The organism is Microbacterium paraoxydans, from assembly GCF_900105335.1.
Lineage (GTDB): Bacteria > Actinomycetota > Actinomycetes > Actinomycetales > Microbacteriaceae > Microbacterium > Microbacterium paraoxydans.
Genome location: NZ_LT629770.1, coordinates 2668028 through 2680810 on the forward strand (window position 1 = coordinate 2668028; position 12783 = coordinate 2680810).

Consider the following 12783-nt stretch of genomic DNA (forward strand, 5'->3'; position numbering starts at 1 on the left):
GCCGGACACGAACCACCTCCACGAAAGCGAGCATCATGCACATCGGCATCGACGTCGGCGGCACCAACACCGACGCCGTCCTCATGGACGGCACCCGCACCCTGGCCGGGGTCAAGCATTCCACGACCCCGGACGTGACGAGCGGGATCGTCCAGGCCATCGAAGACCTCCGTGCGGGGCACTCCTTCGAGGGTGGCGACATCGACGCGGTGATGATCGGCACGACGCACTTCATCAACGCGCTCGTGCAGGCGAGCCGGCTGGCTCCGGTCGCGGCGCTCCGGCTGGGTCTGCCCGCGACGCGCGCGCTGCCGCCGCTGATCGACTGGCCGGAGGTTCTCGTCGCGGCCACCCAGGCGCGCAGCTACCTCGCGCACGGCGGCTACGAGTTCGACGGCCGCCCGATCTCGCCGCTCGACCCGGACGAGATCCGCGCGCACGCCGAGGACATGAAGGCGCACGGCATCCGCTCGGTCGCCATCTCGTCGGTGTTCAGCCCGGTCAACCACGACCTTGAAGTGCGGGCGGCCGAGATCGTCGCCTCGGTGCTGGGGGAGGACGCCGCCATCTCGCTGTCGCACGAGATCGGCCGCATCGGACTGCTGGAGCGCGAGAACGCGACGATCATCAACGCCGCCCTCCGTGAGCTCGCGTCGGAGATCGTCGACGGGCTCACCTCGGCGGTCCGCGCGCAGGGCATCGAGGCGCCGATCTTCCTCAGCCAGAACGACGGCACGCTCATGGACGAGGACTACGTGCGCCGGTACCCGGTCGCGACCTTCGCCTCCGGCCCCACCAACTCGATGCGCGGGGCGGCGGCCACCAGCGGCCTCGTCGACTGCGCCGTCATCGACGTGGGCGGCACCACGGCCGACATCGGCCTGCTCATCAACGGCTTCCCCCGGGAGACGGCGAACGAGGTGAAGGTCGCCGGCATCCGCACGAACTTCCGCATGCCGGACGTTCTCTCCCTCGGCATCGGCGGTGGCAGCATCGTCGACGAGGAGACGGCCGAGGTGGGCCCGGCCTCGGTCGGCTACCGGCTGACGACGGAGGCTCTGGTCTTCGGGGGCTCGACCCTCACGGCCACCGACATCGCGGTCGCCGCCGGTCGTGCGCAGGTGGGGGACCCCGCCAAGGTCGCGCACCTCGACGCCGCGTTCGTGGAGCGCGTGCTCGCCCGCATCGCGGAGCGCGTCGCGGAGGCGGTGGACCGGATGCGCACGTCGCCCGAGCCCATCGCGGTCGTGGCCGTGGGCGGCGGGTCCATCCTGCTGCCCGACGAGCTGCCCCTGTTCGGCACCGTGCATCGGCCGGAGAACTACGCGGTCGCCAACGCCATCGGCGCCTCGATCGCGCAGGTCGGTGGCGAGATCGACAAGGTCTACGCGATCGAGCCCGGCCGTCGCGATGAGACGATCGCCGAGGTGCGCGCGGAGGCCGTCGACAAGGCCATCGCGGCCGGTGCCAAGCCCGCGACCGTGTCGATCATCGACTTCGACGAGGTCCCCATCCCGTATCTTCCCGGCAACGCCACGCGCATCCGCGTGAAGGCCGTCGGCGACCTCGACATGGGGGCCTGACATGAGCACGACGATCACCGCCGCCGACATCGACGGTCTCGCCCGCGGTGCGGCCGTGCTCGGCACCGGCGGGGGCGGCGACCCGTACATCGGCGCCCTCCTCGCCCGACAGGCCCTCGCCTCGGGAGACGTCACGGTCGTGGCACTCGACGAGGTGCCGGACGACGCCCTCGTGCTGTTCGTGGCGATGATGGGCGCGCCCACCGTCATGGTGGAGAAGCTGCCGAGCCTCGCGGAGGTCATCGAGCCGGTCAAGGCGCTCGGCATCCATCTCGGCCGCCCGGTCACGCACATCGCCTGCGCCGAGGTCGGCGGCGTGAACTCGACGATCCCGATCGCCGCCGCCGCAGCGCTCGGGCTGCCCCTCGTCGACGCGGACGGCATGGGACGCGCATTCCCCGAACTGCAGATGGTGCTCCCGACGCTGTACGGCGTGACGGCCTCGCCGCTCGCCTTCAGCGACGAGAAGGGGAACACGGGCGTGCTGCAGACCGCCGACAACTCCTGGACCGAGCGCATCGCCCGCGTCGCGTGCGTCGAGATGGGCTGCTCCGTCATGATCTCCGGCTTCTCGATGTCGGGTGCCGCCGCACGCCAGTCGCTGGTGGCCGGGTCGCTGTCCCGGTGCATCGACATCGGTCAGCGGATCGCGGAGGCCCGCGAGGCGAAGACCGACCCGGTCGCCGCTGTCGTGGAGCTCCTCGGCGGTCGCGAGCTGTTCGGTGGCAAGGTCGCCGACGTGAACCGGGCCACGACGACCGGCTTCGCCCGTGGCCGGGCACGGATCGACGGAGACGGGGGCACCTCGCTCACGTTGCAGTTCCAGAACGAGCACCTCGTCGCGGAGGCGGACGGGCAGGTGCTGGCGACCACCCCCGACCTCATCATGGTCCTCGACGGCGAGTCGGGGGAGCCCGTCACGACCGAGGGGCTGCGCTACGGCCAGCGCGTCCGCGTGATCGCCGCTCCCGCTGACGAGCGTTGGCACTCGGACGCGGCTCTCGCGATGGTCGGCCCCGGGTACTTCGGCTACGACATCCCGGCGCACCGGTTCGACGGCACGGTCTCCGCCGGAGACGCCGCGGCAGGGGCCGCCGCATGAGCTGGGAGCTGACCGCGGCGGACCTGCCCGACCTCGCTCGCGGCGCGACGCTGCTCGGCACCGGCGGCGGGGGCGACCCCTACATCGGCAAGATGCTGGTCGAGCGGGTGCTCGGCGCCGGAGCGATCACGATCCTCGATCCGGACGACCTCGCCGACGACCTCTTCGTCATCCCGACCGCGCAGATGGGGGCGCCGACCGTGATGGTCGAGAAGATCCCCGCCGGCACCGAGCCCACGCTCGCGCTGCGCACCCTGGAGGATCACCTGGGACGCCGGGCCGATGCCACCATGCCGATCGAGTGCGGGGGGATCAACTCGATGATCCCGCTCATCGTCGCCGCGGAGACCGGTCTTCCGGTCGTCGACGCGGACGGCATGGGCCGGGCCTTCCCCGAGCTGTCGATGGAGACCTTCGCGGTCTACGGCGTGCACGGCTCGCCGCTCGCCCTCGCCGGAGAGCGCGGGGAGCGCGTCGTCATCGACACCGGGGACGACGATCGTCAGATGGAGTGGCTCGCCCGCGGTATAACGATCCGGCTGGGTGGCGTCGGTCACATCGCCGAGTACGCCATGAGCGGGGCCGACGTGCGGCGCACGGCGGTGCCGCGCACCATCTCGATGGCCCTCGCCCTGGGCCGGGCGATCCGCCTCGCCAGGGAGGAGCACCGCTCGCCGTTCGAGGCGATCGCCGCGACGCTCGCGACCACGCTCTACCCGCATGTGCGCGAGCTCTGCGTCGGGAAGGTGGTGGATGTCGAACGACGGACCACCGAGGGTTTCGCGAAGGGGCGGGCGGTCATCGCTCCACTCGGCGCCGCGGAGGGCGACACGTTCGAGATCGCGTTCCAGAACGAGAACCTCACCGCGCGGCGGGGTGGACGGCTCGTCGCGATCGTTCCCGATCTCATCTGCGTCGTCGATCACGAGACCGCCGAACCCATCACCACGGAGGGACTCCGCTACGGTCAGCGCGTCCGGGTGCTCGGCATCTCGACGCCGGCGATGATGCGCACCCCCGAGGCGCTGGCCGCCTTCGGGCCCTCCGCCTTCGGCCTGACCGAGGAGTTCGCTCCCGTCGAGGGGATGGCCGCGTCCTAGGCTGGATCCCATGAGGCTGGAGCGGGACGACCTGGAGGCGCTCGCCCGCGGGTACGCCCTGCTCGGCTCCGGCGGCGGCGGGTCCACGACGATGCTCGAACTCATCCTCGGCACCACCGCGCCCTGGCCCCTCGACATCGCGCCGGTGGACGCGCTGGACCCCGCCACGCCCTGTCTCGGCGTGGCCTTCGTCGGGTCGACGATGCTGCTCGGCGAGCGGATGCCCGGTGCCGCGCCCTTCGCCCCGCTGCTGCGGGCGGTGGAGAGATGGCTCGGGCATCCCGTCCCGGCGGTGTGCTCGCTCGAGGGCGGAGGGATGAACGGCCTCGCGCCGCTCACCCTGGCCGGATCGCACACCGTGGTGGACGCCGACTGCACGGGGCGTGCGGTGCCGGGACTCGATCAGATGTCGCTGTTCGTCGACCGCGTGCCGGGACTGGTCTTCGCGTGCGAGACCGGGGCTGACGGGGTGGCGCTCGTGGAGGCGACGAGGGCGATCGATGCGGAGCGCGTGGTGCGTTCGGCCATCGTCCAGGCCGGAGGCGTCGGCTGCGCCGTGCTCGCCGGGTTCACCGTCGGCGACCTGCGCGAGCACGCCATCGCCGACCACCTCGCCCGCGCGCTCGCCCTCGGCCGCAGCTTCCTGGCGCACCGGGCGGCACCGCTGCCGGTCCTCGCCGACGTGCTCGGCGGGACGCTGCTCGCCGAGGGTCGCATCGTGGCCGGTGCGTCCTCCGGCACCGATCCGCACGTGAACGCGGTCGAGATCGCCGGACTCGGCGGAGCGGTGCACCGGATCGTCACCCGTTCCGAGACCCTCGCGGTGCTCACCGACGGCCTGCTGGTGGCCGCGGCGCCCGAGATCATCGTCCTCCTGGACGCCGTGTCGCGCGAGATCCTCGAGGTCACCGAACTCGCACCGGGGCGCACCGTGGCGGCCCTGGTCCTTCCCGCCCCCGAGTGGTGGAACGCCCGCCCCGAGCGTCGGGCGCGGGTGGTGCCTTCCGCCTACGGCCTCGTCGATCTGGACGCGGCGTGAGCGGGGCGCTGGCGCTGCCGGCACTGCTGGCCCAGGAGGAGAACGGTGCTCTCCGCCACGTCGCAGGCCCTCGGGATGTGGCGTGGGATGCGGTGGTGGTGGAAGCCGGCGAGTCCGACCTGCCCGACGAGGGCACCGGCCGGCTCGCGATCCTCACCGCCGGGGCGCCGATCGCCACCTGGCAGCAGGACGCGATGCTGCGCCGGGTCCGCGACCGCGGGTTCACCGGACTCGCGCTCCCCGGCGCCGCCGGCGTCGACCCCGGGGCGCTCCGCCTCGCGGACCGGATCGGTCTCGCTCTCCTCGACGTCGAGAGGCCGGTCCAGCTCGCCCGCGCCTGCTGGATGCTCATCGAGGCCAGGGACGCCCTCACGCTCACGCGGGTGCGCAAGGTCGCGCAGTCCTTCGAGTACGCCGCCGACGACCTCGGCGACCTGCTCGGACACCTCGCGGCGAACCTCGGTCTCGGCGTCGCCCTCGTCGACGCCGCGGGAGTGCTCCGTGAGGCCGGCGGACACCTGGATGCCGCGCTGCATGCGGCGATCCGCTTCGATGCGTGGAGCGACAGTGCCAGGGCGGGGGAGGGCGCGGCCGCCTCGGTGCGGGTGGACAGCCCCGGCCGGTCCGGTCTGCGTCTCGTCCTGTTCGGCCACGGCTTCGGAGAGGCGCAGCTGCGGTCGCTCCTGGTCGCCGCGGAGGTCGCCATGCCCGCGGTGGCCGCCCGCATCCTCATCGACGAGATCGCGGCCGTCAACGACGTCGCCGCGTCGTCGGGGCTGCTGCGGGACTTCGTCGAGCTCCGTGGAGCCGCCGACGCCGACGTGGAACGGCGCATGGCGGAGCGGGGGTGGCGCACCGGCGGGCATCACCTCGGCTTCCGCATGGTGGCGCGCAGCCGGGTGGAGCCGCTCGCACTCCTCCGTGCGATCAGGCCCGGGCTCAGCGCGATCGACGCTGAGGCGCACGCGACGACGGCGGGTCGGGGCCTCAGCGGCTGGCTCTCGTTCGCCGAGGCCCCGGGGCCCGACCGCATCGAGCGGGCCGTGACGGCACTGCGCGACCTTCACCTCGCGGCACTGCGCGACTTCGCGGTGGCGACCGGGGTGGGCTCGGCGCAGACCGGGCCGGAAGGACTGGCGGCGACGCTGGACGAAGCAGGCGACGCCGCACGGATCGCTGCGGCCCGGTCGGCGACCGGATGGTTCGTCCGCGTCGACAGCCTCGGGCTCGAGCAACTCCTGCTCGCCTGGACCGGCAACGACACCTTCGTCCCGGCCGCGCAGTCGCTGCTCGCCCCTCTGGCCGAGGGGAGCGGCGAGCTGCTCAGGACCCTGTCGGCCTACCTCGACCACGAGTCCGGCATCGCGGCCACGGCGGCCGCTCTCGGGCTGCACCGCAACACGGTGGCCGTACGGATCCGCCGGGTCCAGGAGCTCCTCGGGATCGACATGAACGACCCCGAGGCGCGGCTGGCACTGCATCTCGCGTGCCGGGCGGTGCTGCCGGGCTGAGCCCGGAGCACTCCGTCCGGGGTCACTCCGGGTCGCCGTGCAGCATCCAGGCGATCCCGAAGCGGTCGATGAGCATCCCGAACGTTCCGCCCCACGGTGGCACATCGAGCGGCATCGTGATCATGGCACCCTCGGAGAGCCGGTCCCACACCTGCCGGGTGACTTCCTGGGTGTTGCCGCTCAGCGACACGGAGACGCCCTGCGGCTTCTCGTACGTCATGCCCGCCGGGGTGTCCGAGGCCATGAGCACGAGGCCGTCGGGGGTCGTGAGCTGCGCATGCATCACAAGGTCCTTCTGGCTCGGATCCTGCACCATGTCGGGGAAGTCGCCGAAGACCGTGATGTCGAGAGCCCCGCCGAGGACTCCCCGGTAGAACTCCATGGCCTCGCGGGCCTCGGTGCGGAAGGACAGGTAGGGATTGAGGTTCGCCATGCGTGCTCCTGGTCGCTCGACTGCTGGGAGACCCCCGCCCGTCCTCAGTCTGCGCGCGCGGGCACCGCCTCGGCAAGCCATTCTGCGAACGTCTGCGTCCCGCGCACGGCATCCGGTCCCGGCAGCGCCTTCCCCGCCCGCATGCCCGCCATCTGCGGACCGGGTACGTTCAGCGCCGGGATCCAGCCGCGGTACCCGATGCGTCGCGCGTACGCCCGCACCATGTCGGCGAGCTGCTCTTCGCGCGGGCCGGCGAGATCAGGCACGCGACCCCGCGCGTCCCCGGTCGCGAGCGTGACGAGCTGTTCCGCGACCTCGCGGGCCGCCACCGGCTGCGTGCGCGCACGCGGGGCGAGATGCAGCGGCCCCGCCTTCGCGCGCGCGAACATCTGCGCGGCGAACTCGTGGAACTGGGTGGCGCGGAGGATCGTCGAGGGGACGGCGGACGCGGAGACCAGCTTCTCCTGGGCCACTTTGCCCGCGTAGTAGTCGTAGGGGATCCGGTCGATGCCGACGATGGAGAGCAGGACGACGTGTCCCACCCCGGCGTCCGCGGCGGCGGTGAGGAGGTTCCCGGTGGCGGCCGTGAAGAACTCGATCGCCGTGCTCGCCTTCAGGGTCTCGACGCTCACGACATCGATCACGGCATCGGCTCCAGCCAGCGCCGCCTTCAACCCGCGCCCGCTGACCAGGTCGACGCCGTGCGAACGACTGAGCACGACGGCCTCATGACCGGCGCTCCGGACGGCCTCCACCGTGGGCGTGCCGACGACGCCGGTCCCTCCTGCGACGACGATCCTCATGCGTCGATCCTCACTCCCGATCCAGCCCGAACGTGCGCTTCACGAGCGCCTGCACATCACGGTCGAGCCCGTCGATGCGGGCGTTGACGCCGTCGATGCGCGTGCCGACCGCGTCGAACCGGGTGTTGACCGCGTCGAAGCGCGCGGTCATCTCGTTGCGCAGGCCGCCGATCTCGCTGCGCAGGACGCGGATGAACAGCGTCGAGACGACCGTCAGCATGCCCATCATCAGCGCCGTGAACGCGCCGATCATGGTCCAGACCTGTGCACCGTCCATGGTTTCCATCCCCTCATCGTGGCACCGGATCCTTCAGCCTGCCAGCATCCTGGCGGACGCCACGCCCGGCGACTCGCGCTCTGTGGAGACACCGGGAATCGCGGGGATCGGGGAGGAAGGGCCGGGAGAGGATCCCTCCTCACCCGGCCCTCGGTCAGTCACCCTTCACGTTGACGAGCTGTCGCAGTGTGTGCCGGATCCGCACCAGGCTCGACGCATCCTCCATCACACGATCGATGGGCTTGTAGGCCTGGGGGATCTCATCGATGAAGGCGTCGGTGTCCCGGAACTCGATTCCCGCCATCGCCTCCCGCAGCTGCGCGTGGGTGAACGTCTTCCGCGCCGCGGACCGCGAGTACTCCCGCCCGGCTCCGTGCGGCGAGGAGTTCAGCGACAGGGGATCGCCGAGTCCCTCCACCACGTACGATGCCGTGCCCATCGACCCGGGGATGAGTCCGGGCCGACCCGCGTCCGCCTGGATCGCGCCCTTGCGGGACACCCAGACGCGCTTTCCGAAGTGCATCTCCGACTCCGTGAAGTTGTGATGGCAGTTGATCCGCTCCTCCTCCTCGACCGGGGCGCCGAGGAACTCGGAGAGCTGCCGGATGACGCGGTCCATCATCTCCTCGCGGTTCAGCAGTGCGAAGTGCTGTGCCCACCGGAGCTCGCGGATGTAGCGCGTGAACTCCGGCGTGCCCTCGACGAGGTAGGCCAGATCGGGGTCGGGCAGGTCGATCCACCATTGCTTCGCCAGCCGCTGCGCGACCGCGATGTGGTGCCCGGCGATCCTGTTGCCCACGCCACGGGACCCGGAATGCAGGAACAGCCAGACCCGGTCGAGCTCGTCCACCGACACCTCGATGAAATGGTTCCCCGAGCCGAGCGTGCCGAGCTGGAGCCGCCAGTTCTTCGCGTAGCCCTCGGGGTCGAACTCGGCCGCACGTGCTCGCTCCTCCAGCTCGGCGATGCGCGGTGCGGCCGTCGCCACGACCTTGTTGTTGTAGCGCCCGGCGGACAGCGGGATCGCGCGCTCGATCTGCTCCCGGAGCCCGGCGAGGTCGCGCCCGTCGAGGTCGTCCTTCGTGAACGGCGTGCGGACGGCGATCATGCCGCAGCCGATGTCGACGCCGACGGCCGCGGGGATGATCGCGCCGAGCGTCGGGATGACAGACCCGACGGTCGCGCCCTTGCCGAGGTGCGCATCCGGCATCAGCGCCAGGTGCGGGTGGATGAACGGCATGCGTGAGGTGGTGCGGGCCTGATCGAGGGTCTTCTCATCGATCAGGGACGCCCACGACAGCAGCCGCGCGGAGAGCCTCTCCATGATTCCTTTCCTTGTGGTGGTGTCCGGCCACAGGTCAGGGAGTCTTCCGACGGAAAACGCCCCGGACCTGACGGTGCGGGGCGTTGCGAGAGCGGATGCTGTCACACGGCGCGCGCCGGAGGGTACGACTCGTCGCGGTCATTGCACTTCGGCTGAAGCGGCAATGCCACGTTCTGGGGAAGATTCCGCGGGGCGGTCATCCGTCGTCTCCTCGGCTGGTGTGCGGCGCCGGTCGGCACAGCCTTGCCACCCTAGGCGGCGACACGCCCGGGCGTCAAGCGTCCTTCGGCGGGTTGTACATGAACTCGAGCCGGATGCCGTCGGCATCCTCGACGAAGGAGGCGTAGTACCGCTCGCTGTACCGCGGATACTCCTTCGGCTCGCGCACCGCGGTCCAGCCGGCGTCGAGAGCGAGGTCGTGGAGTCGGTCGACCTCGGCGCGCGACGGCACCGCGAAGGCCATGTGCTGCCAGCCGACGCGGCCGTGGCGGTGAGGGGTGGAGTCGTCGTCCCACGTGTAGAGGATGATCTCGGTCTCGTCGCCGGCGTGCCAGGAGATCGAGTGATCGTCCTCCCCACCGAGCTCGTAGCCGAGCGCGGTGAGCACGGGATGGAACTGCGCGCGTCCGCGTTCGAGGTCGGCGACGGTGATGCCCAGGTGATCGAGGAGAGCCATGCGCCCAGTCTGTCAGCGCAGCGGTCGCCTGTCAGTGCGGAGCGTGGTATTCGGCCTCTCCGCGCTTCCAGTAGCCCTTCACGACGGCGTTCGCGCTGTCCACGCCCCAGCGTGCGAGCAGGGCCCGGCCGGGCTTCACGATGGACTGCTCGGCGGCGATGAAGACGAACGGGTCGTCTCCCACGACGTCGTCCGCGGTCAGCGCGTCGAGGAAGGCGATCAGCGCGGAGCCGGCCGGCGCCTCGCCGCGGTGCAGCCACTCGACCGGCACCGGAGCGTCGATCTCGACCTCGCGACCTGCCGACACCGTCTCGATGACGATGCGTGCGGGGGCGCCCTCGGGGATGAGGGCGGCGAAGCGGCGGATCGCGGGGATGGCGGTCTCGTCGCCGACGAGGAGCCAGGATCCCGGCTCTCCGGTGAGGACGGCGGCGCCGCGTGGCCCGCCGACGCCGATGGTCGACCCGAGCGGGGCGTTCGCGGCCCACGGGGCGGCCACGCCCTGATCGCCGTGCACGGCGAACTCCACGTCGAGCCAGTCGTCACCCCAGGCGAGGGGCGTGTACTCGCGGCTCGGGGCGGCCCGCAGCTCCTCCACCGAGTCCACGGGGCCGCTCGGGAAGAAGAGCCGCATGTGGTCGTCGGAGCCCGGGGAGTCGAAGCCGGCGAGGTCGGGCCCGGACAGGCGGACGCGCACGAAATCCGGAGCGAGCCACTCGCGGGCGCTCAGCGTGACGTTGCGGAAGCGCAGCTCGAGGCCGCGACGCTCGATCGAGAAACCGGATTTCGTATCGCTCATAAAGTAAGGCTAACCTAAAAACCGACGCGGTCGGCTCGGCCGCCCGTCGGACCGGCGCCCCACGAGAGCGCACACATCCCCGCAGAACAGGAGTCTCTCCATGTCCGTGCCCAGAACCCTCACCGCCACGAGCGTCGCCCTCGTCGGCCTGCTCGCCCTCTCCGGCTGCGCGTCCGGCGGCGAAGCCGAACCCGAAGAGACGACGGCGGGATCGGGGACCGTGACCATCGAGGACAACAGCGGCACGCACGAGATCACCACGCCGCCGGCCTCGGTCGTCGCTCTGGACAACCGGACCTTCCAGACCCTCTCCGACTGGGGCATCGAGCTCTCCGCCGGTGCGGTCTCGCTCATGCCGGAGACCGTCTCCTACGTGAAGGACGAGGACGTCGTCGACATCGGCCTGCACACGGAACCCGATCTCGAGGCCATCGTGGCGGCCGACCCCGACCTCATCATCAGCGGGCAGCGGTTCACGCAGCACAACGAGGCCATCGCGGAGCTCGTCCCTGACGCCACGATCATCGACCTGGAGCCGCGGGACGGCGAGCCGTTCGACGAAGAGCTCAAGCGGCAGACCACCGCCCTGGGCGAGATCTTCGGCAAGCAGGACGAGGCCCAGAAGCTCGTCGAGGAGTTCGACGCCGCTGTGGACCGCGCGAAGGCGGCCTACGACGACGCCGACACCGTCATGGCGGTGAACACCTCGGGTGGACAGATCGGCTACCTCGCTCCGACCGTCGGACGCTCGCTGGGACCGATCTACGACATGCTCGGCCTCGCACCGGCACTGCAGGTCGACGACGCGACCGACGACCACCAGGGCGACGAGATCTCGGTCGAGGCGATCGCCGCCTCGAACCCCGACTGGATCCTCGTGCTCGACCGCGATGCCGTGTTCGCCGCGGAGACGCCGGACTACGTGCAGGCGGCGGAGATCATCGAGAGCTCCGAGGCGCTCGCCGGCGTGACCGCCGTGAAGGACGACCAGATCGTCTACATGCCCACGGACACCTACCTCAACGAGAGCATCCAGACGTACACGACGTTCCTCAACGACCTCGCGGACGCGCTCGAGAAGAGCGCCGACAAGTAAGGGCTGTGCGGCGGCGTCCCGGCCGGGCGCCGCCGCCGGCATCCCCCCATGACCTCTCCACTCCTCACATCGACACCGCGATCGTCCGCACGGCTGTTCGATCCGAAGCTGCTCGTCGGCATCCTCGTCGTGGCGGTGCTTCTGGCGATCTCGCTCTTCACGGGTGTGTACGACATCGCCGGCGCGGACGACGGCGCGCAGATGTTCCAGATCACCCGCGTCCCCCGGACCATCGCGCTCGTGCTCGCCGGCGCGGCCATGGCGATGGCCGGCCTCGTGATGCAGCTCCTCACGCAGAACCGCTTCGTCGAGCCGACCACCACCGGGACGACGGAATGGGCAGGGCTCGGGCTCCTCATCGTGATGGTGCTCGTACCGCAGCCCTCCCTTCCGCTGCGCATGGCCGGGGCCGTGCTCGCCGCGTTCGTCGGCACGATGGTGTTCTTCGCGTTCCTCCGCCGGGTCGCGTTGAAGTCGTCGCTGATCGTGCCCATCGTCGGCATCATGCTGGGTGCGGTGGTCGGGGCGATCACGACCTACTTCGCCCTCGTCACGAACTCGCTGCAGATCATCGGCGTCTGGTTCGCGGGCAGTTTCACGTCGGTCATGCGCGGCCAGTACGAGATGCTGTGGATCGTCGCGATCATCGGCGTCATCGTCTTCCTCGTGGCCGACCGGCTGACCATCGCCGGGCTGGGGGAGGAGATCGCCACCAACGTCGGGGTGAACTACAACCGGATGATCCTGCTCGGCACCGCGCTGATCGCGGTGACGACCGGCGTGGTGACCGTCGTCGTCGGCAACCTCCCCTTCCTGGGGCTCATCGTCCCCAATATCGTCTCGATGGTCCGCGGTGACGACCTGCGCAGCAACCTGCCGTGGGTGTGCCTGCTCGGCATCGCCATCGTCACGGTCTGCGACATCATCGGGAGGACGATCATCATGCCGTTCGAGGTGCCGGTGTCGCTGATCCTCGGTGTCGTCGGCGCCGTCGTCTTCGTCCTTCTCCTCCTGCGGCAGCGCCGACGTGGCTGAGGCGA

General features: G+C 70.9%; 13 protein-coding genes. 7 read left to right on the top strand and 6 right to left on the bottom strand.

Annotation, left to right across the window (positions count from 1 at the left end; genetic code table 11):
• Positions 1 to 35 precede the first annotated feature (35 nt).
• From BLU02_RS13085 to BLU02_RS13105, 5 genes are read left to right on the top strand one after another with little or no spacing between them, the layout of a single operon-like run.
• Entirely contained in the window at positions 36 to 1583 is a 1548-nt protein-coding gene (locus BLU02_RS13085) for a hydantoinase/oxoprolinase N-terminal domain-containing protein (protein WP_060921386.1), read from the top strand.
• A gap of 1 nt (position 1584) precedes the next feature.
• Complete coding sequence (locus BLU02_RS13090) at positions 1585 to 2685, top strand: S-methyl thiohydantoin desulfurase family protein (RefSeq protein ID WP_060921387.1); 1101 nt, start codon at positions 1585 to 1587, stop codon at positions 2683 to 2685.
• A complete protein-coding gene (locus tag BLU02_RS13095; RefSeq protein WP_060921388.1) occupies positions 2682 to 3785 on the top strand; it encodes an S-methyl thiohydantoin desulfurase family protein in 1104 nt (367 codons plus the stop codon). Before BLU02_RS13090 ends, BLU02_RS13095 begins: the two co-directional genes overlap by 4 nt.
• Before the next feature lie 10 nt (positions 3786 to 3795).
• Positions 3796 to 4824, top strand: coding sequence for an S-methyl thiohydantoin desulfurase domain-containing protein (locus BLU02_RS13100; RefSeq protein ID WP_060921389.1), 1029 nt, complete (start codon positions 3796 to 3798; stop codon positions 4822 to 4824).
• Complete coding sequence (locus BLU02_RS13105) at positions 4821 to 6335, top strand: helix-turn-helix domain-containing protein (protein WP_060921390.1); 1515 nt, start codon at positions 4821 to 4823, stop codon at positions 6333 to 6335. The genes BLU02_RS13100 and BLU02_RS13105 overlap by 4 nt, the downstream gene beginning before the upstream one ends.
• A gap of 22 nt (positions 6336 to 6357) precedes the next feature.
• On the opposite strand, the gene BLU02_RS13110 is transcribed toward BLU02_RS13105, so the two are convergent.
• The 6 genes from BLU02_RS13110 to BLU02_RS13135 form a co-directional block, all read right to left on the bottom strand.
• Complete coding sequence (locus BLU02_RS13110) at positions 6358 to 6768, bottom strand: VOC family protein (RefSeq protein WP_060921391.1); 411 nt, start codon at positions 6766 to 6768, stop codon at positions 6358 to 6360.
• Positions 6769 to 6812: 44 nt separating this feature from the next.
• Positions 6813 to 7571 (bottom strand): SDR family oxidoreductase, encoded by a 759-nt coding sequence (locus BLU02_RS13115; protein WP_060921392.1) that lies wholly within the window; start codon positions 7569 to 7571, stop codon positions 6813 to 6815.
• A 10-nt stretch (positions 7572 to 7581) separates the two neighbouring features.
• Positions 7582 to 7857 carry a hypothetical protein gene (locus BLU02_RS13120; protein ID WP_025104495.1) on the bottom strand — a complete coding sequence of 92 codons (276 nt, stop codon included), beginning with the start codon at positions 7855 to 7857 and terminating at the stop codon, positions 7582 to 7584.
• Positions 7858 to 8002: 145 nt separating this feature from the next.
• Entirely contained in the window at positions 8003 to 9172 is a 1170-nt protein-coding gene (locus tag BLU02_RS13125; RefSeq protein ID WP_060921393.1) for an RtcB family protein, read from the bottom strand.
• A gap of 274 nt (positions 9173 to 9446) precedes the next feature.
• Positions 9447 to 9848 carry a VOC family protein gene (locus BLU02_RS13130; RefSeq protein WP_060921394.1) on the bottom strand — a complete coding sequence of 134 codons (402 nt, stop codon included), beginning with the start codon at positions 9846 to 9848 and terminating at the stop codon, positions 9447 to 9449.
• Between the two features lie 31 nt (positions 9849 to 9879).
• The gene (locus BLU02_RS13135) at positions 9880 to 10647 is read right to left on the bottom strand and encodes a siderophore-interacting protein (RefSeq protein WP_060921395.1); all 768 of its coding nucleotides are present in this window, start codon (positions 10645 to 10647) and stop codon (positions 9880 to 9882) included.
• 100 nt (positions 10648 to 10747) lie between these two features.
• Between BLU02_RS13135 and BLU02_RS13140 the strand changes: the two genes are divergently transcribed.
• Together BLU02_RS13140 and BLU02_RS13145 are read left to right on the top strand one after the other, a co-directional pair.
• Entirely contained in the window at positions 10748 to 11743 is a 996-nt protein-coding gene (locus tag BLU02_RS13140) for a siderophore ABC transporter substrate-binding protein (RefSeq protein ID WP_060921396.1), read from the top strand.
• A 48-nt stretch (positions 11744 to 11791) separates the two neighbouring features.
• Entirely contained in the window at positions 11792 to 12778 is a 987-nt protein-coding gene (locus BLU02_RS13145) for an ABC transporter permease (protein ID WP_060921397.1), read from the top strand.
• Positions 12779 to 12783 lie beyond the last annotated feature (5 nt).